Origin of the sequence: Porphyromonas bennonis DSM 23058 = JCM 16335 (assembly GCF_000375645.1) — a bacterium.
In the GTDB taxonomy this organism is placed as follows: Bacteria; Bacteroidota; Bacteroidia; order Bacteroidales; family Porphyromonadaceae; genus Porphyromonas_A; species Porphyromonas_A bennonis.
Window position 1 is genome coordinate 40,406 of sequence record NZ_AQWR01000006.1, and the last position, 20,424, is coordinate 60,829.

At 57.8% G+C, this 20,424-nt stretch carries 16 protein-coding genes; all 16 read left to right on the forward strand.

Annotated elements, in window-relative coordinates; translation table 11 throughout:
• The first annotated feature begins 3 nt into the window (after positions 1-3).
• The 16 genes from B088_RS02150 to B088_RS02225 all read left to right on the forward strand — a co-directional run bounded on the left by B088_RS02150 (position 4) and on the right by B088_RS02225 (position 19,929).
• On the forward strand, positions 4-1,179 hold the full coding sequence (locus B088_RS02150; protein WP_025081812.1) for a SusE domain-containing protein: 1,176 nt from the start codon (positions 4-6) through the stop codon (positions 1,177-1,179).
• Between the two features lie 84 nt (positions 1,180-1,263).
• Complete coding sequence (locus tag B088_RS02155; protein ID WP_025081813.1) at positions 1,264-3,117, forward strand: glycoside hydrolase family 13 protein; 1,854 nt, start codon at positions 1,264-1,266, stop codon at positions 3,115-3,117.
• Positions 3,118-3,454: 337 nt separating this feature from the next.
• On the forward strand, positions 3,455-5,656 hold the full coding sequence (recQ, locus tag B088_RS02160; protein WP_018106769.1) for a DNA helicase RecQ: 2,202 nt from the start codon (positions 3,455-3,457) through the stop codon (positions 5,654-5,656).
• Positions 5,657-5,662: 6 nt separating this feature from the next.
• Positions 5,663-6,559 carry a DUF3298 and DUF4163 domain-containing protein gene (locus tag B088_RS02165; protein ID WP_018106770.1) on the forward strand — a complete coding sequence of 299 codons (897 nt, stop codon included), beginning with the start codon at positions 5,663-5,665 and terminating at the stop codon, positions 6,557-6,559.
• Positions 6,556-7,197 carry a 16S rRNA (guanine(527)-N(7))-methyltransferase RsmG gene (gene rsmG / locus B088_RS02170; RefSeq protein WP_018106771.1) on the forward strand — a complete coding sequence of 214 codons (642 nt, stop codon included), beginning with the start codon at positions 6,556-6,558 and terminating at the stop codon, positions 7,195-7,197. The genes B088_RS02165 and rsmG overlap by 4 nt, the downstream gene beginning before the upstream one ends.
• The gene (locus B088_RS02175) at positions 7,197-7,838 is read left to right on the forward strand and encodes an MBL fold metallo-hydrolase (protein ID WP_018106772.1); all 642 of its coding nucleotides are present in this window, start codon (positions 7,197-7,199) and stop codon (positions 7,836-7,838) included. Before rsmG ends, B088_RS02175 begins: the two co-directional genes overlap by 1 nt.
• Positions 7,839-7,859: 21 nt before the next feature.
• A complete protein-coding gene (locus tag B088_RS02180) occupies positions 7,860-9,971 on the forward strand; it encodes a S46 family peptidase (protein WP_018106773.1) in 2,112 nt (703 codons plus the stop codon).
• A gap of 360 nt (positions 9,972-10,331) precedes the next feature.
• Positions 10,332-11,045, forward strand: a complete 714-nt coding sequence (pyrH, locus tag B088_RS02185; RefSeq protein ID WP_018106774.1) for a UMP kinase — start codon at positions 10,332-10,334, stop codon at positions 11,043-11,045.
• A 45-nt stretch (positions 11,046-11,090) separates the two neighbouring features.
• Positions 11,091-11,651, forward strand: coding sequence for a ribosome recycling factor (gene frr / locus B088_RS02190; RefSeq protein ID WP_018106775.1), 561 nt, complete (start codon positions 11,091-11,093; stop codon positions 11,649-11,651).
• A gap of 23 nt (positions 11,652-11,674) precedes the next feature.
• Positions 11,675-12,619 carry a ribosome small subunit-dependent GTPase A gene (gene rsgA / locus B088_RS02195; protein ID WP_018106776.1) on the forward strand — a complete coding sequence of 315 codons (945 nt, stop codon included), beginning with the start codon at positions 11,675-11,677 and terminating at the stop codon, positions 12,617-12,619.
• Positions 12,620-12,806: 187 nt separating this feature from the next.
• Positions 12,807-14,063, forward strand: coding sequence for a hypothetical protein (locus B088_RS02200; RefSeq protein ID WP_155802252.1), 1,257 nt, complete (start codon positions 12,807-12,809; stop codon positions 14,061-14,063).
• 24 nt (positions 14,064-14,087) lie between these two features.
• On the forward strand, positions 14,088-14,582 hold the full coding sequence (locus B088_RS02205) for an NfeD family protein (protein ID WP_018106778.1): 495 nt from the start codon (positions 14,088-14,090) through the stop codon (positions 14,580-14,582).
• A gap of 29 nt (positions 14,583-14,611) precedes the next feature.
• Positions 14,612-15,640 carry a flotillin-like protein FloA gene (gene floA / locus B088_RS02210; RefSeq protein WP_018106779.1) on the forward strand — a complete coding sequence of 343 codons (1,029 nt, stop codon included), beginning with the start codon at positions 14,612-14,614 and terminating at the stop codon, positions 15,638-15,640.
• Positions 15,641-15,645: 5 nt separating this feature from the next.
• Positions 15,646-16,524 carry a nucleoside phosphorylase gene (locus tag B088_RS02215; protein ID WP_018106780.1) on the forward strand — a complete coding sequence of 293 codons (879 nt, stop codon included), beginning with the start codon at positions 15,646-15,648 and terminating at the stop codon, positions 16,522-16,524.
• Between the two features lie 222 nt (positions 16,525-16,746).
• Positions 16,747-18,933 (forward strand): outer membrane beta-barrel protein, encoded by a 2,187-nt coding sequence (locus B088_RS02220; RefSeq protein ID WP_025081818.1) that lies wholly within the window; start codon positions 16,747-16,749, stop codon positions 18,931-18,933.
• 48 nt (positions 18,934-18,981) lie between these two features.
• On the forward strand, positions 18,982-19,929 hold the full coding sequence (locus tag B088_RS02225; protein WP_018106782.1) for an OmpA family protein: 948 nt from the start codon (positions 18,982-18,984) through the stop codon (positions 19,927-19,929).
• The last annotated feature ends 495 nt before the right edge of the window (positions 19,930-20,424 follow it).

Sequence of the window (20,424 nt, forward strand, 5' to 3'; positions counted from 1 at the left end):
ACCATGAATAGAATATACCACTTGGCATCTGCGACTCTCGTCGCCCTCATCCTCTCCCTCGTGGCGGGATGTAGCACCGAGGATCCGATGGAGAGCTTTGATGCCGTCCTCTCCTCCAAGTCTCCCGCCGTGCTCGATCGGCCCGCCTCCTCAGAGCTGACGATCACCCCCGAGAGCACCGGCACGCTCGACCTGAGCTGGAGCGCCGCCAAGTATGGTGACAAGATCCCCGCCACCTACACCGTCATCCTCTCCCGCTCAGGGAGCGAGAAGCGGATCGACATTCCGGTACCCGCCGGCGCACGTCAGATCTCTATCCCACTCCAGCAGCTCAATAAGCGACTCGTCACCGAGCTGGAGATGGAGGGCGACACTCCGGGCAAGGTCTCCGTTACGGTGGAGGCACTTCCTCTGGCCGACAAGGGCAACGACCACGCCCTCGAGACCTACAGGACCACCTCGGCGCCGCTGGAGCTGACCATCACTCCCTTCTTTGCCTCCGTCCGTCCCGACCTCTACTTCATCGTGGGGGACCTCAGCGGCAGAGACGGCGCTCCTGTCTGGAAGAATGACAATACCGATCACCTCTTCTTCGCCGATGACAATAGCGCCCTCACCTACCACTACGACGGGTACCTCAAGGCTGATGCCGCCTTCAAGATCTTCCCGGAGGCCAGCATAGGTAGCTGGGATAACATCCTCGGGATGAAGGAGGGCAAGCTCGATATGGGCGGAGACAATATTGCGCTCCCCGCCGGCTCTTCTGACGGGTACTACCGTATCACCCTGACCGTCAATAGGGGCAAGCTCGATCCCGCTCAGGCGACCATCAGCTTTACGCCCATCGATGTATCAGCCAAGCCGACCCTCAGCAAGGTCGGTATCATCGGCACCGCCGGCATCGATTGGGATCACGACCTCTTCCTCGAGCAATCCAAGACCGAGCCACACCTCTGGATCGGCAGGGAGATCGTGCTGAAGGAGGGCGAGTTTAAGCTCCGCGCCGATGCTGCCTGGAGTACCAACTGGGGCGGTCAGGAAAAGGAGAAATTCCCCACCGACTTCGGCATCGCCGACGGCGGAGAGAACTGGAAGGTGACCGCCAAGGAGGCAGGGAAGTACAACGTCTACTTCAACGACCTCACCTGCAACTACTTCTTCCAGAAGCTCGACAAGTAACCTCCACACAGTAAGAAAGATTTTGATAGGTTTGCTCCCACCGGTGGCACGTTCCCGGTGGGAGCTTTTTTTATCCCGATGATTATGCAGACTCACAAGCCACTTATCACCCTCCTCCTACTGCTACTTACCTGCCCGCTCCTCAGAGCAGAGAGCCGGCTCACCATCCACCCGCAGCAGTGGTGGGTGGGGATGAAAGATCCGACACTCCAGATCCTCCTCTACGGAGACGAGCTGGTCGGTGCGACGCTCGCCGTGGAGGGCGACGGCGTCACGCTCACTGAGACGGTCACTCCGCCCAATCCTCGCTACCGTCTCCTCTATCTCGACCTCAGCGATGCCGTGCCTCAGGATCTCCGAATACGGATACAGGGGGCAGATGGCAACGAGCGTACCATCAGTTACCCTCTACTCAAGAGGAAGAGACAAGAGACAAAGGCTCAGGGTTTCTCCCCTGAGGATGTCCTCTACCTGATCATGCCGGATCGCTTTGCCAATGGTGACCCAACCAACGACACCATCGAGGGGATGCGAGAGACCCGGATCGATCGGAGCGACGGCATTGCCCGACATGGTGGGGACCTAAAGGGACTTAAGCAGAGTCTTCCCTACCTCTCCGACCTCGGCGTCACTGCCCTCTGGCTCAATCCTGTCCAGGAGAACGATATGAGCGAGGGCTCCTACCACGGCTATGCAATCACCGACTACTACCGCATTGATCCCCGTCTGGGCAGCAACGATGACTTCCGCAACTTCGTGCAGGCGGCACACGAGAGAGGGCTAAAGGTCATCATGGATATGGTCTTCAATCACTGCGGCTCCGAGAGCCCACTCTTCCGCGATATGCCTGGAGAGGATTGGTTTCATCATGGCAGCCAGTACCACCAGACCTCCTTCAAGACCTCTACACAGATGGATCCCAATGCACCGAAGAGAGAGCGGGAGGAGGCCACGGACGGATGGTTTGTAGAGACGATGCCGGACCTTAACCACAGCAACCCCCACGTGATGACCTACCTCACACAGAGTAGCATCTACTGGATCGAGTATGCGGGGATCGATGGAATACGGCAGGACACCCACCCCTACGGTGATCTGGGGGCGATGGGGAAGTGGTGCGATTCGCTCTTAGCGGAGTATCCGGACTTCAATATCGTGGGGGAGACCTGGTTTATGCTCCCCTCACAGGTAGCCTACTGGCAGCGTGGCAGTCGTCTCGCCCGCCCGGAGGACAGTCGCCTGCCGACAGTGATGGACTTCCCCCTTATGCTTGCAACAACGAGGGCATTTGACGAAGAGACCACCCCGTGGGACGGCGGACTCTTCCACCTCTACGAGTGCCTCTCAGCCGACTTCGTCTACGAGGATAGGGATAGGCTGCTCACTTTCCTTGACAATCACGACACCTCCCGCTTCTGCAAGGAAAGCACCGATGCAGCCAACCTCAGCCGATACCGGCAGGCACTCGCCTTCCTCCTCACGACACGCGGCATCCCTCAGCTCTACTACGGTACCGAGATCCTGATGGCGGCAGACAAGAGTGAGGGGGATGGTGCTCTGAGACAGGACTTCCCCGGAGGATGGGCGGGCGACAGCATCGACGTCCTGAGAGGAGAGGGGCTCTCCCCGACACAGCAGGAGGCACTCGCCTACACCCGGCGACTCCTCACGTGGCGGCGAGGCAATAAGACCGTCACAAGGGGGAAACTCCGCCACTACAGTCCTCGGGACGGCGTCTACCTCTACACCCGCAGTCTTGATGGCAGCTATGTGGTGGTGCTGCTCAACGGCACCTCCCAGGAGCGTCATATCGCGCTCCGGTCTCTACCGCTCCCCGAGGGGGTGACGATAGATCGGGAGGTCATCTCAGGGCGAGTGATCCCCCGATCAGAGACAACACTGCTCCTCCCGCCCCACGATGTGATGATTCTCGAGTAAGCCACTTAAGTAGCTCTGTAAGCACCCTCCAAATATGGCTCTCGACTATTACCGGTATTAGTGAAATCTATTACCGGTATTAGTGCGCACTAATACCGGTAATAGATTTATCCCTGAGGGAGGGGGGCTCAGAGCGCTGAGGGAACCACTCCTCTACCATTACGGGACGGGGGCTTGGGGAGATGGTGCAAAAGCGTATATTTGCGACCGCTTAGGCGAGGTCGGAGCAGCAGAGGCTGCGATTTTTTATCCACTTCATCATCCGATATTTGGAGAGGTAGCCTTTTTTTGACTACCTTTATGAAGTAAATAAAAATCACCGACCTTGCCCTAAGAGATGGAACAGTCCGACGACTTACTACACAAGACCCTCAAGCACTTCTTTGGCTTCGACACCTTCAAGGGTGAGCAGGCCGAGATCATAGCGAGCATCCTGGCCGGTCATGACACCTTCGTGCTTATGCCGACCGGCGGAGGCAAGTCCCTCTGCTACCAGCTGCCCGCCCTGATCAGCGAGGGCACCTCGATCATCATCTCTCCACTCATCGCTCTGATGAAGAATCAGGTGGATGCGATCCGAGGCTGCGCTGCAGACCCGTCCGTGGCTCATGTCATGAACTCCTCGCTCACCAAGTCTGAGCTGGAGGAGGTGCGTGCCGACCTGGCGAGCGGAGCGACAAAGATGCTCTTCGTCGCTCCGGAGAGTCTGACGAAGGAGGAGAATGTGGAGTTCCTCAAGTCGATACCTGTATCCTTCTACGCCGTGGACGAGGCGCACTGTATCAGCGAGTGGGGTCATGACTTCCGGCCGGAGTACCGCCGCATCCGGGAGATCGTCGATCAGATCGAGCGACGTCCTATCATCGCTCTCACGGCGACCGCGACGCCGATGGTGCAGCAGGATATCCTGAAGGCGCTCGAGATGAGGGACGCGAGGGTCTTCCGCAGCTCCTTCAATCGGTCCAATCTCTACTACGAGATCCGACGGAAGGACAGCGAGGTGGAGCCGGATATCATCCGCTTCATCAAGGAGCACCACCACAAGAGCGGGATCATCTACTGCATGAGCCGCAAGAAGGTGGAGAACCTCGCCGAGGTGCTCAGGGCCAACGACATCAAGGCACTCCCCTACCACGCCGGGATCGAGAGCAAGGTGCGGGATGAGACGCAGGATGCGTTCCTCAACGAGAGCATCGATGTCATCGTGGCGACGATAGCCTTCGGGATGGGGATCGACAAGCCGGATGTCCGCTTCGTGATCCATTACGACATCCCGAAGAGCCTGGAGAGCTACTACCAGGAGACCGGTCGAGCGGGGCGGGACGGCGGAGAGGGGCTCTGCATCGCTTACTACAGCAATGCCGACATCGACAAGATGGCGAAGCTCCTCCATAGTAAGAATAAGACGAATAACGAGAGGGTCGTGGGCTCCCTCCTTCTCGAAGAGATGAAGTCCTATGCAGAGAGCCCGATATGCCGACGGAAGTTTCTCCTCAATTACTTCGGAGAGACTTACGAGCAAGATAACTGTCACAACTGCGATAACTGTAAAGCGCACCATAAGAGAGTGGAAGCAAAAGAGACACTGATCAGCATACTCGAGGCAGTGAGTGTGCTTAAGGAGGAATTTAAGACCGACTACATCATTCACTTCCTCCTGGGTAAGAAGACGGTCGACATCGAGAACTACAAGCACGATGATCTCGAGGAATTTGGCTCGCTCAAGGGGGAGGACGAGGAGCTACTGGATGCGGTGATCCGTCAGGCGATCATCGACGGATACATCGACAAGAGCATCGAGAGGCACGGCATACTGAGCCTCACTGCTAAGGGACGGACCTTCATGAAGAAGCCCAAGTCCTTCCTCGTCAGTCTCCCCTCAGATGAGGAGGATGAGGATGAGGAGGCAGAGCGCGCCTCCAAAGGCGCCGGTACAGGGGGCGGTGGTGCTGCGGACCCGGAGCTCTACTCCATTCTTAAGGATGCGGTGAAGAAGAAGGCGAAGGAGCTCAAGGTGCCTGCCTACGTCGTCTTCCAGGATGCCAGCCTGCAGGATATGGCTAGCGTCTACCCGGTGTCGATGGAGGAGTTGCAGAATATCACCGGAGTCGGCAAGAGCAAGGCTGAGAAGTATGGTGCCCCCTTCATCGCTCTGATCAAGGAGTACGTGGAGGAGAATGACATCGAGCGGCCGGAGGACATTCGCATACGGACGGTACCCAATAAGTCCAAGCTCAAGGTCTCCATCGTACAGCACATCGATCGGAAGGTCTCGCTCGAGGACATCGCAAACTCCAATAACATGGACTTCAGCGACCTGCTCTCGGAGATCGAGTCGATCGTCTACTCCGGCACTAAGATCAATATCAATTACTTCATCGACGACGTCATGGACTCCGATGATGTGGATGAGATCTTCGACTACTTCCGCCACTCCCCCACGGATGACCTCGACACGGCGATGTCTGCCTTGGAGGTGTACGAGGAGGATGAGGTGAGACTTATTAGGATAAAATTCATCTCCGAGCTGGCTAATTAATATGTCATGACACGATCTAAGTCACTTCCCCTACTCCTCTTGCTGGGCAGTCTCATTCTGCTCCTCTCCGGCTGTCATAAGAGAGGCGGTGATGGGGGGATCAATAAGCAGATCAGCTGGCAGACGGTCCACGTCGAGAGAGCCTACACAGACACCCTCACCCCGAGGACCTGGCAGGACACCACGCTCTCGATCCCGACCTACACCGTCTCACTGGATCTCCTCGAGCCTACCGCCGAGGGAGATGCGGGTGTGGTCGCAGACTCGCTCAGGGTCTACCTCATCGCCTGTCACGCCCTGGAGGGTCCCGACTACGAGGCGCAGACGAGCATGCAGAGCTACCTCGACAGCGTGGTGGCTCAGGGGCTGGAGGGCTTTATCTCCGACCTGGCACGCGCCAAGACCTTGATGAGAGACGATGCGGAGTCGCCCACGGCGCTTCTCTCCTTCTTCGCCGAGGAGATGATCAAGTCCGACTCCATTACTTATAATCAGGCGGACTTGGTCTCCGTCAAGATCAGCCAGTACGACTTCAGCGGCGGAGCCAATGGCGCCTCCTCGATCCGGTCCGCCAATTACGACCTCAGGTACAATACCCCGATCACCGTCCATCAGCTCTTTGCAGACGGCACTGAGGATAAGGTCGACGACCTGCTCCTCTCGGCGCTGATGAAGTCCTTCGGAGTGGAGAGCCCCGACGCTCTGGCGGACAAGGGAGTCTACTTCTATGAGGAGGCAAAGATGGGAGAGTACTTTTACCTCACCTCTGAGGGCGTCACCTTCTACTTCAATCCCTACGACATCGCCGCCCACTTCGTCGGACCGATAGAGCTCACGCTGCCCTACGCTGATATTGCCGGCTGCCTCAAGGATGAGTACAAGCAGCGACTGATGACCGAATGAGCGCCGACCTGACCACTATAGAGCGGTACTTCCCCACCCTCACCGCTGAGCAGCTCGACCGGCTGAGCCGGCTGCCTGATCTGTATAAGGAGTGGAATGAGAAGATCAACGTCGTCTCCCGCAAGGACATCGACCAGATCCTCGAGCACCACATCCTCCACTCGATGGTGATCGGGCGGTACACCTCCTTCCGTCCCGGGACGCGGATCATCGATGTCGGCACCGGTGGCGGACTGCCTGGGATACCGCTGGCGATCCTCTTCCCAGAGTGTCACTTCACCCTGATCGACGGGACGGGAAAGAAGATCCGAGTCACCCGGGCCATCGCCGATGCGATCGGCCTGACGAACGTGGAGGCTGTCCATACCCGCTCCGAGGAGTGGCAGGGACGCTACCACTTCATCGTCAGCCGTGCCGCAATGGACCTCTCTGATCTCGTCCGCACGTCGGGTCACCTGATCGACCGGAGGGAGCAGCTCAATGCCCTCCCCAATGGGATCATCACCCTCAAGGGTGGCGATCTGACGGAGGAGCTCCGACCCTTCCGCAAGTCGGTTGAGGTGGTGGAGATCAAGAGCCTCTACCCCGAGCTCGAGTACTACGACACTAAGAAAATCATTTACCTACCCCTACACTGATGCTACACTTCCAGACATTTACCGTCAATCAGATCTTTGAGCACCCCTACCTCGTATGGGACGACACGCTCGAGACGGTCATCATCGACCCGGGCTTTGGCTCGGTCCGCGCGACGGAGCAGCTGGCCGCTTTCGTCGAGAAGAAAGGTCTGCGCCCCGTCCGCTGCATCCTGACACACGCCCACTTTGACCACGTTATGGGCGCCTCCTTTGTCCGGGACAAGTGGGGACTTGAGATCGAGGCATCGTCAGACGAGATCGGCAGCCTGCCGAGCCTGATGGATCAATTTGCCGCCATGTCACTGAAGGTTCCCGAGGGAGTACGCGAGGTGGAGCTTGTCCCCTTCCGCGACGAAGAGCAGGGGCAGATACATTATGGGGAGCGGACGCTGCGAATCCTGCGGACCCCGGGTCACACAGCCGGTGGCGTCTCCTTTTTTGACCAAGAGGCCGGGGCGCTCTTTACCGGGGACACGCTCTTCGCCGGGGGCTGCGGCAGGACCGACCTCTGGGGCGGTGACGAGGCGCAGCTGATGCACTCGATCCGCGAGGTGCTCTTTGCCCTGCCCGACGAGACGGAGGTCTACCCGGGACACGGCCCCCTAACCACCATCGGGGAGGAGAGGAAGAATTACAAATAAAAACCAGACATACAACTATCTATGAAACTAAGAGCAAAGTATCTGCTGAGCCTGCTCGCACTCCTGCTCCTCGTCCCCTCCGCCCGTGCGGACAAGGGGATGTGGATCCTCAATGAGCTGAAGAAGGAGAATATCGAGCGGATGAAAGAGCTTGGGCTGAAGGTCGACCCAACCAAGTTCTTCTCCAACACCGACCCCGGCATCGCAAATGCGGTGGTGATCTTTGGCGGCGGCTGCACCGGCATCACCGCCTCCGACATGGGGCTCATCTTCACCAATTACCACTGCGGCTTCGGCTCCATCCAGAGCGTCAGCGCCGTGGAGCACGACTACATCACCAATGGCTTCGTCGCCCACCGCACCTCTGAGGAGCTCCCGATCGAGGGGCTGCAGGTGAAGTACCTCCGGGAGACGGTCGACGTCACCGCCCGCGTCATGGAGGCGGCGGCTCAGGAGCCGGATCCGATGAAGAAGTATGGCGCTATCCGCTCCTCCTGCGAGCAGATCGCCAAGGAGTACGGCGGGGACAAGCACACCTCGGCGGAGGTGATCCCCTTCTACGAGAGCAATCGGTACTACCTCATCGTCTACGACGTCTTCACCGACGTGCGCCTCGCCTTTGCGCCCCCCGCATCGATCGGGAAGTTTGGTCGCGACACCGACAACTGGATGTGGCCCCGCCACACCATCGACTACTCCGTCTTCCGTGTCTACGCCGACAAGGACAATAAGCCCGCCGACTATGCTGCCGACAACGTCCCCTACAAGCCCGCCTACTACGCCAAGATCTCCCTCAAGGGAGTAAAGGAGGGAGACTACTCCATGACTATCGGCTTCCCCGGATCCACCGACCGCTACCTCTCCTCCTGGGGCATCGTCGACCGGATCGAGAATAGCAACAAGCCGCGCATCCTCGTCCGAGGCATCAAGCAGGATATCTGGAGTGAGTATATGACAAAGGACAATGCCATCAATATCCAGTACATCAGCAAGTATCTCGGCTCCTCCAATTACTGGAAAAACTCGATCGGCATGAATGCCGGGCTTAAGAAGCTCGACGTCGAGAGCGACAAGCGCGCCATTGAGGAGGAGTTTGCCCGCTGGGTCGCCGCCGACCCGAAGCGCCAGGCAGAGTATGGTGATGTGCTTGCGCGACTACAGCGAAACCTTGAGAAGACCGGTCCCATGAAGCACGACCTGACGATCCTCACCGAGGCGCTCTCAGGCACTGAGCTCCGTGCCCTCACCGTCCTGCCAGGAAAGAATCCGGGAGCCTTTGACGGCACCAAGCTCTACAAGGACTACAATCCCGTCGTCGCCAAGGCGACCACGCCGGCGATGCTGAGGGTGATCCGGGAGAATGTCGCCCCGGAGCACCTCCCCTCCATCTTCGCCAAGATCGACGAGAAGTTTGGCGGCAATGTGGAGAAGTACACGGACTATGTCTTCGCCAACTCTGTCGTGGTGGAGAAGGGACGGATGATGGATGCCCTCCGCAACTACGACGCACTGAAGTCCGCCTTCCCCACCGACCCGGCCGTGGAGCTGGTCTCCAGCATTATGGAGCAGGTCAATAAGATCTCCGCCGAGATGCAGCCCTACACCTACGACTACTACGCCGCCCGCAGGCTCTTTATGAAGGGACAGATGGAGATGTGGCCCGATCGTGCTCTGCCGAGTGATGCCAATTTCACCATGCGCCTCAGCTACGGCTCCGTCGGCGGGTACCGTCCCTACGACGCCGGCTGGTACGACTACTACACCACGTCGGTCGGCATGCTGGAGAAGAATGCGACCGGCAAGCAGGACTACTTCGTCCAGCCTGAGATCATAAGTATGCTCAAGGACAGTAATACCTATGGTCGCTGGGCGGCTGAGGACGGCGCACTCCACACCGACTTCATCTCCAATAACGACATCACCGGCGGCAACTCCGGCAGCCCCGTCTTCGATGGCGAGGGACACCTGATCGGTCTCGCCTTTGACGGCAATTGGGAGGCGATGAGCGGTGACATCGAGTTTGAGCCCAACCTCCAGCGCTGCATCTGCGTCGACATCCGCGCCATGCTCTACTACATGGACAAGTGGGGCAAGGCGGACAGCCTGATCAGCGAGCTCACTTTCGTGAAGTAAGCTTCCCATACCCCTTTTACGACGATTGCCCCGGAGCGTCTCTCCAGACTGCTCCGGGGCAATCGCCTTTTCCCGTGTCTGGGGGAGTAGTAGCTCTCTCCTTAGGCATCACAGCCGCTACGTCAGGCTGATGGCAAAATGCCCCCTCGAACTGAGCTTTCACTAATACCGGTAATAGTGATTTCTAATACCGATATTAGTCGTAACTAATACCGGTAATAGTCTCGATTAATATCGGTATTAGATTTGCGCCAGATGGGGAGGGGTACTTTCTCTCCACTTGATATCGTTTCTCAGGTCTTGTCCATACAGCTTTTTTGATTAGGTTTGTCAGTGATAAATTCATTCTCAATATCAGACATGTCCAGATACAGACGAGTACTACTCAAGCTCAGTGGTGAGTCCCTCCAGGGGAAGCAGGGCTACGGCATAGATCCCGACAAGCTAAGTGCCTATGCACAAGAGATCAAGGAGGTGGTCGATGCCACCGGCACCGAGATCGCCATCGTGATCGGCGGGGGCAATATCTTCAGGGGACTGACCGGCATCGGCAAGGGTGTCGATCGCGTCAAGGGCGACCAGATGGGTATGCTCGCCACGACGATCAATAGTCTCGGGCTCTCTGCGGCGCTGGAGACCGTGGGGCTGGAGTCGGTGGTCTTTACCGCCATCCAGATGGCTCCCGTCGGACGCTTCTACAATAAGTGGGACGCCATCGCGGCGCTTCGGGAGGGCAAGATCGTCATCTGCTCCTGTGGCACCGGCAATCCCTACTTCACCACCGACACCGGGGCCTCGCTCCGTGCCGTGGAGCTGGAGTGCGATGCGATGCTCAAGGGGACCCGCGTCGATGGCATCTACACCGCTGATCCGGAGAAGGATCCCTCGGCGACCAAGTACGATACCATCACCTACGACGAGATCTATGAGCAGAACCTCAGGGTGATGGATCTCACTGCCACAGCGATGTGTCGGGAGAATGGCATGCCGATCGTTGTATTCAATATGGACAAGCCCGGCAACCTCATGAGACTGCTCTCAGGAGAGACCACCGGGACTCTCGTCACCGAATAAGTACATTACTAACCGCCACAGGCGAAATAGACAAATATCCAGACCATGGAAGAACTAGACAAGATCCTTACAAAAGCCGGCAGGATGATGGGCGACTCCATCACTTCGCTCCAAGATCGTCTCGACAAGATCCGCGCAGGACGTGCTAATCCTAAGCTCCTCGATGACATCCGTGTGGAGTACTACGGCAACCTCACCCCGCTGAAGAACGTCGCCACAGTCACCGTACCCGACGCCCGCACCATGATCATCACTCCGTGGGAGAAGAAGATCCTCAAGGACATCGAAAAGGCGGTCATCGACTCCAGTCTCGGCATCACGCCGAGCAACAACGGCGAGAACATCCGCATCACCATCCCACCGCTCACCGGTGAGCGCCGTCAGGAGCTGGCTAAGCAGGTCAAGGCCGAGTGCGAGGAGGCACGCATCAGCGTCCGCAACGCCCGCCGCGATGCCAATGACAACCTCAAGAAGCTCCTCAATGACGGACTCTCCGAGGATGTCGAGCGCGATGCAGAGAACGATGTCCAGAAGCTCCACGACAAGTACATCAAGCAGATCGAGGAGTGCTATAACGCGAAGGAGAAGGAGATCATGACCGTCTAAGGTCACTCTCCGACGGTGTGCCAATGGAAGGAGTCGTTACCTGCTGCCAGGGAGATGTCTATACGATCGTGGCTGACGGAGCTGAGTATCTCTGTCACCTGCGAGGACACTTCAAGACCGCAGACATCAAGTCGACCAATCCGATCGCGGTAGGAGACTTTGTCACCTTTACCATCCCCCGGCCGGAGGATGGAGACTTCGGCTGGATCACGGCAGTGGCGGACCGGCGGAACTACATTGTGCGCAAGTCGGTCAATCTCTCCAAGCAGTCCCACATCCTGGCGGCCAACCTCGACCGGGCAATCCTCCTCGTGACGATCAATTATCCGATCACCGGGACCACTTTCATCGATCGCTTCCTGGCGACCGCCCAGGCATATGATGTGGAGACGATCCTGGTATTCAATAAGATCGACAGGTACAGTCCCGCCGAGAGCGAGGAGATGGCAAGGATGCAGGCGCTCTATGAGAGCATCGGCTACCGCTGTCTCGTCATCTCCGCCCGGGAGGGAGTCGGCATCGACGAGCTTCGACAGGAGGTGGCGCACGGCGTGACACTGCTGGCGGGGCACTCCGGTGCGGGGAAGTCGACCATCAGTAACCTCCTCTGCCCCGGAGCCAATCGTAAGACCAGCGAGATCTCCGAGCAGACTAATCTCGGAGTCCACACCACCACCTACTCTCAGATGTACCCGATCGAGGGGACGGAGGACGGTTTCCTCATCGACACGCCGGGGATCAAGGGCTTCGGCTCCTTTGACTTCCGCAAGGAGGACATCGACGGCTACTTCCCCGATCTATTTGCCTACGCCAAGGACTGCCACTATGCCGACTGCAGCCACACCCACGAGCCGAAGTGTGCGGTGCTGAGAGCCGTGCGGGACGGGCGGATCGCCCCCTCTCGCTACAAGAGCTACCTCAGTATGCTCTACGAGGATAGCGAGGAGAAGTACCGCCTGCCTCAGTAACTCCTGCTGCAAGCTCAGAGTAAAAGTCCCCGGTGAGAGTTCTCGCCGGGGACTTGCTATATATATTCGGAGGTTAAGGGCGACGTCTTCTGCTCTGATCGGTGGCGGACTATAGGAGGTGCGAGGATGAGGGACCTTTAGCATTAATTATTTCGCTATATTTATCCCACTAATGGTGAATATCATGATGAGACAGTATAGCAAAATCGCCCTACTCGGACTTCTCCTGGGACTACTGACGCTGAGCCTTACCGGCGAGGCGCAGATCGACAGCCTCAGGAGCGAGATGATGCGGGGCAACACTTCCGGCATGGAGAGCTACATCGGGAGTCTGAGCAAAGCCAAGCGGAGGACCCTCACCAATCGGACCCTGCTCACCGAGATAGCCATCGCTCACTACGACCTGAGTGAGGCTTCGGCGCAGCTCCGGGGGATAGAGTCGCTCCGTGCGTCCGACGAGCAGCAGAGGACGGTGGAGGAGCTGACGAGGAGACTCAGGGCGGCTGCGCGAACCTCCGCCGGGCTCGTCCGGATGCAGCTCTATGCCCACCGCACCGGGAGCGAGGAGGGTCTGCTGGCGGATCTGAGCCGCGAGACACCGTCGGTCGGGCAGATCAGCCGCAGCACCTTCGTGAGCGCTGACGGGCGAGAGCGGTGGCAGGTGGTCTCCGATACCCTTGGGCATGATCATCTGGTGGTGACGGGACGGCTGGGAGACGGCTCCTGGGACAGTGAGAGTGCGAGAGAGGTTGAGATCCTCGGGCTGGAGGGCGGTCGGATAGCCTTTCCCTACCTGCTCGCTGACGGAGAGACGATCAGCTTTGCCTACAGCGGACCGGAGTCTCTGGGCGGCTATGATCTCTTTGTATCGAGATACGACCGTGAGGGGGGACGCCTGCTGGTGCCGCAGCAGCTATCTGCGCCCTATAATACTATGGCGAGCGATCTGCTCTTACTTCAGGATGAGGAGCGAGGGGTAGACTGGTTACTTACCGACCGAGGCACATCGGCGCCGGAGGTACTTGCGCTCTACGCCCTCTCCCACCGCACGGCGCGGCAGGACGAGGTGACGAAGGAGCTATCGTGGCTCCTTGGCGACAGCATCCTGCAGTCCGGCATAGCCCTTCCCCCACCCGTTCAAGGAGCGGAGGATAGGCGACCGGAGGAGATCCGGGAGCCGCTCTTCTGGATCGGGGAGACACCCGTCTACGATCGGAGCAGCGTGACAGGTAGAGAGGCACAGCATTTCCTGGAGCAGTACATCCGGAAGCAAGAGGGACTCTCCGGCTTGCGGATGAGGCTGGCCTCCCTCCGCAAGCGATACGAGACCGATCGGTCCGTCAGGGGAGAGATACTCACGCTGGAGAGACAGGAAGAGGCACTTCGGGCGGAGCTTTTTGATCTCCGGAATAAGGTGATCAGGCTTGAGAGAAAGGCAAAGTAACGACGATTTTTACGCTTATATATTATGTCGATAGGATTAATCATCATCATTGTACTGCTCGCCATGGTGGCGGCAGCGCTCCTCGTGGGGGAGGTTTTCCTAATCCCGGGTGTGGGCTTCGCCGGTCTGCTGGGAGTGGGCACGGTGGCAGGCACGGAGTATTACCTCATCCGCGGGGGGTACGACACCATGGCGGTGATCTTTGCTCTCCTCACGATAGTCTTCTTCTGCATAGCCGCCTACATCATGAGCCGGAAGAAGGTGGTCCACAAGGTGGCTCTCTCGAGCGAGATCTCCTCATCAGCGCGCCGTCCTGTGGATGTCCCCGTCGGCGCTACCGGCATCGCTCGCAGCCGTCTCGCCCTCAAGGGCACAGTGGAGGTCGGAGGGAAGATCTTCGAGGCGACATCAGAGCAGGGCTTTATCGATCAGGATATGCCGATCTACGTGTCGCGCGTAGACAAGGATACGATCTACGTCAGCCTCGATAAGCGGGGCACAGAACCATTATCTGAGTAAGCACAAACCAATATCTACACATTATCTATATGACACCGACACTGATATTCTGGGGCGTAGTGGTGATCATTGCGCTGATCATCCTCGCGGTCATCTTCCGCTACTTCCCCGTCATGCTCTGGGTGAGCGCCCAAGCTTCGGGAGTGAATATCTCCCTCTTCCAGCTCTTCATGATGAGGATACGAAACGTCCCGCCTCAGGTGATCGTCCGTGCGATGGTCGAGGCGCATAAGGCCGGGATCGGGCTGACTCGGGACGAGCTCGAGGCTCACTTCCTCGCCGGAGGGCATGTGGAGCAGGTGGTACACGCTCTTGTCTCAGCCAACAAGGCGGGGATCAATCTGAGCTTCAGCGATGCTGCTGCGATCGACCTAGCCGGTCGTGACGTCTTTGAGGCGGTCCAGATGAGCGTGAATCCAAAGGTGATCGATACCCCGCCGGTCACCGCTGTGGCCAAGAACGGTATCCAGCTGATCGCCAAGGCTCGCGTCACCGTGCGGGCAAATATCTCTCAGCTGGTCGGTGGTGCCGGCGAGGAGACCGTACTGGCTCGCGTCGGGGAGGGCATCGTGTCCAGCATCGGATCTGCTGAGGCGCACTCTTCTGTCCTAGAGAATCCGGACTCCATCTCCAAGCTGGTGCTTAAGAAGGGACTTGACTCCGGTACCGCCTTCGAGATCCTCTCCATCGACATCGCAGACATCGACGTCGGACGTAACATCGGTGCCGTGCTGCAGATGGATCAGGCAGAGGCGGATAAGAACATCGCCCAGGCTCACGCCGAGGAGCGGCGCGCCATGGCAGTGGCAACGGAGCAGGAGATGAAGGCGAAGGCTCAGGAGGCTCGTGCTCGCGTGATCGAGGCGGAGGCAGAGGTGCCTCTGGCGATGGCGGAGGCATTCCGAAATGGCAACCTGGGCGTCATGGACTACTACCAGATGCGCAACATCCAGGCCGACACCTCCATGAGAGAGAATATCGCTAAGCCTCTCACCAAGCCGTCCGAGGACGTGACCAAGAAGAGCACACAGAATGATAACTCTAAGAAGACACTATAATATTTATGACTGAGAATAGAATACCCGACTCCGAGCTGATTGTCAACGAAGATGGATCTATCTTCCACCTCCACCTCCGCCCGGAGCAGCTCTCCGACAAGATAGTCGTCTGTGGCGATCCCGGTCGCGTAGACATGATTGCCTCCCGCTTCGACAGCCGGGAGTGTGACGTCAGCAGCCGAGAGTTTCACACCATCACCGGCACCTACAAGGGCAAGAGAGTGACAGCGCTCTCCCACGGCATCGGAGGCGACAATATCGAGATCGTGATGAATGAGCTCGATGCCCTCGCCAATATCGACCTCGAGAAGAGAGTCGTCAAGCCGGAGCACAAGAGCCTCACCATCGTCCGCGTAGGCACCTCCGGCGGACTGCAGGAGGACGACCCTGTCGGCGCTTACGTAGCCTCCGAGTACTCCATCGGATTTGACGGCGTACTCCACTTCTACGCCGACGAGGCAAAGGTATGCGACAGGGACTTCGAGGAGGCGCTCCTCAGCGGTCTCGACTGGAAGCTCACCGGTCTCAAGCCCTACGTGGTCAGGAACAACGAGAGTCTCTTCCGCCAGATCACCGACGGCACCGACATCATCCACGGGGTGACCATATCTGCCAACGGCTTCTACGTTCCCCAGGGACGCAAGGTCCGCTCTAAGCCACTCGACCCCGAGCTCAATCGCAAGATCATGGACTTCGAGTACCGCGGGCACAGGATCACCAACTTCGAGATGGAGGGCGCTGCTCTCGCCGGTATCGGCAGTATCCTGGGGCACCGCTGCCTCACCGTCTGCACCATCATCGCCGGGCGCAAGAAGCAGGACATGAACACCTCCTACAAGGACACCCTCGACGGACTGATCGACACTGTCCTCGACCGGATCTGACCACACAGACTCATCGCCGCCCCTCCCTGATCGTAGTCAGGGAGGGGCGGCGCCGTTAGAGTCCCATCAAGAGTACTACGAAATGGCACTTATTTGTCGAAGGAAAGAAAGATTATTTTAAATACATCCAATATTTGATTACCTTTGTGCCAGGACATGAAGTCACGTCCTCAAGAGCTTAACGCAATATACACAACTTATACAGTTCAAGATTTAACATTTATGACATCAAAGAAACTGGTACTCGCCCTGGCGGGTCTTATGGCCGGCGCCTTCGCAGGCAGCAACGCCACGGCACAGGTTCGCGACGTTAGCGTTATGGTATCTCCATACGCTTCGTACAACTGGTGGAACTCCAACATCGCGCTCAAGAACTCTCCCTTCGTCGGAGCCCGTGTTGGCTTCGGCTTCGGTCCGTTCTTCGAGATCCGCGCCAATTACGAGCAGTCCATCAATCTCAAGAACGCCCTCCAGGACAAGGACTGGAATCCTCTCAACGAGGACGCCCTGAAGAAGCTGGACGGTATGGACATGACCATCTCCCGCGTAGGTGGTGAGGCTAAGGTCAATCTCCTCGGCAACGCTGCTGTCACCCCCTACCTCACCGCAGGTGCCGGTGTCCAGGTCCTCGACTACAATCCCTTCAAGGTAGAGGACAAGGACGCCATCATCGAGGAGGCTAAGGTCATGGACAAGCAGCTCTACTACACCCTCGGTGCCGGTGTTAAGCTCCGCATCACCGACCGCATGGCATTCTCCATGGAGGCTCGTAACCTGGGCTTCAACATGAATGCCAACAACTCCTTCATCAACCACTACGGCGATATGAAGGATCTGGACAAGAAGAAGTACGGCAACTGGTCCGCACTCGCTTCCTTTGACTTCTACCTCGGCGGCAATGCCGCTCCCGGCACCCACCAGCTGGGCGACCGCTACGCAAGCCTCTTCAGCGACGGCTTCCGCGGTATGAAGTTCGTCCTCGAGCCCGGCGTACAGTACGTCGACTTCCGCAACAAGACCGGCCTGAGCGACCAGTGGTTCCTCGGAGGTAGCGTAGGTGTCGACTTCTCGTCACTCGTTGGACTCCGTGCCTTCTACTACCAGGCTACTGAGGAGCCCAATAAGCTGAGCTTCGACTTCAATAAGGATATGAAGATGTACGGTGCCAACTTCATCGCACGTCTCAATTACCCGCGTGGTATCGTCCCCTACCTCCGCTTCGGTGCCGGTTACCTCGACCGCAACAACCTGATCGAGTCTAAGGACAAGGAGGAGGCTAAGGAGAGCTTCAAGAGCAAGGACCTCTTCGGTATGCTCGGTGCAGGCATTGAGATCCCGATCTCTCGCTGGTTTGCCCTCTTCGGCAATGCTGACGCCATCCTGATGACAGCAAATGATCAGAAGGTCGAGAGCGTAAGCACCCCCGACGACATCGCTGTCAATATCGGCTACACCGCCGGTCTCCGCATCAACCTCGGTGATCCCGTGCTCCAGAGCGAGCTCATGGATGACACTGAGACCGTTGCCTACAATGATCGCACCAATGAGCTCCGCAGTGACCGTCAGGATCGTGAGGACCGCGAGAGCCGCGACTCCAGAAGCTCTAAGGTAAGCCGCTCTGACGTGAAGAAGCTCCAGGGTCAGATGATGACCAAGAAGGAGTTTGAGGAGATGGTAGATCGCATCATGGCTCGCATCCACGAGGAGGAGAGCAAGCGTGCCTCCCTCTACACTGCTGACGAGACCGACGTTATCCTCCGCGCCCTCGCCACTCAGGGCACCAGCACCTCTACTTCGATCTCGACCACGACTACGACCTCTGACGATCGCGCCATCAAGGATCTCCAGGCTCGTGTCGGCTCCCTCGAGCGCGATGCCCGCAACAACGGCAGCACCGTAACCCCCTCCACCACCATCATCGCTCCCGGCACCGGATACAATGCTCCGCAGCCCGCTCCTCGTGGCTCCTACGACGTCGCTCCCTCTGAGCGCCCTGCAGCTGTCCACCCTAATGGCGGCTGGCTGAAGCTCAATCGTCTCGCTGCCGTTACCGGATTCAACCTCGGTGAGTCTACCTCCTGGGAGCTCGGTATGCGTGGCTACATGCAGATCAGCGACAGTGCATTTGACTTCGTACCGGAGATCATGTTTGGTTTCCGTCAGGGAGGCACCTCCTTTGATCTCGCAGGTAACTTTGTCTACAACATTGACATCAAGAGCCGCTTCACTCCCTATGTAGGTCTCGGCGTAGGTATCTTCCAGCACGGTCTGGGTACCAAGTTTGGCACCAACATCATTGCCGGTACCAATATCAATCTCGGTACCAAGGGCGAGATGTTCGTAGACTACACTGCACGCAGTCTTTTCAAGAATAACCAGATCGCTGTTGGCTATCGATTCATCTTCTAAAGAAATCCCCTCTTTACGTTTTATCAATAAGAGTAGATCCATTTAGATATGAATAAGATAACTACCACACTACTGCTGACCATCGGTATGGCCGCTGCGACACCCGCACTGGCACAGACCGTAGAGGTCGCACCGGCAGACACGGTGGACGTGACGCGGGCTGAGACCCATGCGCTCTCCTCCGAGGACTACGCCGAGGCTCTGGGCATCCAGGACTGGGACAAGGTGGAGGACAATGCGATCCTACCCATCACACGCGAGCAGGCGGAGGAGCTCATCACTAAGATGATCGTCGCCGGCCGTGCAGACTCCCAACGCAAGCTCAAGGAGGCAGAGATCCTCAATGACTTCAAGGTCGAGACTCTGAAGAATAAGCTCCTTGAGTCAGCCCTGAAGAATGTCTATACCAAGGACTACGAGCAACGGATCGACCGTCTCGAGACGATGCTCCTGATCCTCCTCGCCCAGCAGAATGGCGGCAAGCTCGACCCTGCTCTGGTGAATTACCTCCTCGGTAATGGCAATGGCGACCTCGCCTCACTCCTCTCCGGAGGAGCCGCCCAGGGTGCCACTGCTCCCGCCTCAGGGACGACCACCACCATCCTCCCGGGTGCCAAGGGACAGCAGACTATCCCACTCGCACCGGGTGCCAAGGCCGACTCTTGGGATCACTTCCTGAGTCAGGTATTCTACGCCTTTGACAGCTCTAGGCTGGACGCTAAGGCTAAGGTCGTACTCGACAACGTTGCCGGCTGGATCAAGGAGAATAAGATGGCTGTAGAGCTCAGAGGTTACGCCTCCCCGGAGGGCAACATGCGCTACAACAATCGTCTCTCCGGTCGCCGCGTGAATGCCGCTGCAGACTACCTCCGGACTAAGGGGATCGCTGACGAGTACCTCCACATCGTACCCTCCGGCGAGGACACGATCAAGGATACCGCCGCTCAGTACCCTGACGCCCGTCGTGTCGACATCCGTCCCTACTACGGCGAGTAACAGATAGCTCTGCCCGCATGGGCAGACTTATTAGCTAAGGCAGCTGTGAGATCACTCTCGCAGCTGCCTTTTTTGTGCTCACCAACCAGGATCAGTCAATGGCCACCGAGTGACGCCCCAGACTAATATCGGTATTAGAGAAAACTATTACCGGTATTAGTCGACACTATTATCGGTAATAGATAAGCCTAATACCGGCAGTGGATTTGACCAATCATTACATTCTGACTTCCAGACACATATACACTTGTATCTAAATAACGCACAAGCACCGTGCCCGGGATGGATGTAAGTGGTTTAGCTAAGCGCCCGAAGAATTCTGACAAACAGCACTTTAGGTTTCCAAACCGTCACCTCTGGTCACAACTGCAGGGCTGACGCTTTTGAGTGGTACAGAAATCATTCAACTCATTGTAAAGAGTGGTGAACGAAGCACCCCGACAGGGGTGCCCGCTTTTTAGACCCGGGTCGAGGGGCGTAGCCCCGACGACCCGG

Coding starts and splice junctions, on each gene's coding strand:
- floA (WP_018106779.1), top strand. CDS start 14,612: ATGACACCGACACTGATATTCTGGGGCGTAGTGGTGATCATTGCGCTG.
- B088_RS02220 (WP_025081818.1), top strand. CDS start 16,747: ATGACATCAAAGAAACTGGTACTCGCCCTGGCGGGTCTTATGGCCGGC.
- B088_RS02215 (WP_018106780.1), top strand. CDS start 15,646: ATGACTGAGAATAGAATACCCGACTCCGAGCTGATTGTCAACGAAGAT.
- B088_RS02155 (WP_025081813.1), top strand. CDS start 1,264: ATGCAGACTCACAAGCCACTTATCACCCTCCTCCTACTGCTACTTACC.
- rsmG (WP_018106771.1), top strand. CDS start 6,556: ATGAGCGCCGACCTGACCACTATAGAGCGGTACTTCCCCACCCTCACC.
- recQ (WP_018106769.1), top strand. CDS start 3,455: ATGGAACAGTCCGACGACTTACTACACAAGACCCTCAAGCACTTCTTT.
- frr (WP_018106775.1), top strand. CDS start 11,091: ATGGAAGAACTAGACAAGATCCTTACAAAAGCCGGCAGGATGATGGGC.
- B088_RS02165 (WP_018106770.1), top strand. CDS start 5,663: ATGACACGATCTAAGTCACTTCCCCTACTCCTCTTGCTGGGCAGTCTC.
- rsgA (WP_018106776.1), top strand. CDS start 11,675: ATGGAAGGAGTCGTTACCTGCTGCCAGGGAGATGTCTATACGATCGTG.
- B088_RS02205 (WP_018106778.1), top strand. CDS start 14,088: ATGTCGATAGGATTAATCATCATCATTGTACTGCTCGCCATGGTGGCG.
- B088_RS02175 (WP_018106772.1), top strand. CDS start 7,197: ATGCTACACTTCCAGACATTTACCGTCAATCAGATCTTTGAGCACCCC.
- pyrH (WP_018106774.1), top strand. CDS start 10,332: ATGTCCAGATACAGACGAGTACTACTCAAGCTCAGTGGTGAGTCCCTC.
- B088_RS02180 (WP_018106773.1), top strand. CDS start 7,860: ATGAAACTAAGAGCAAAGTATCTGCTGAGCCTGCTCGCACTCCTGCTC.
- B088_RS02150 (WP_025081812.1), top strand. CDS start 4: ATGAATAGAATATACCACTTGGCATCTGCGACTCTCGTCGCCCTCATC.
- B088_RS02225 (WP_018106782.1), top strand. CDS start 18,982: ATGAATAAGATAACTACCACACTACTGCTGACCATCGGTATGGCCGCT.
- B088_RS02200 (WP_155802252.1), top strand. CDS start 12,807: ATGAGACAGTATAGCAAAATCGCCCTACTCGGACTTCTCCTGGGACTA.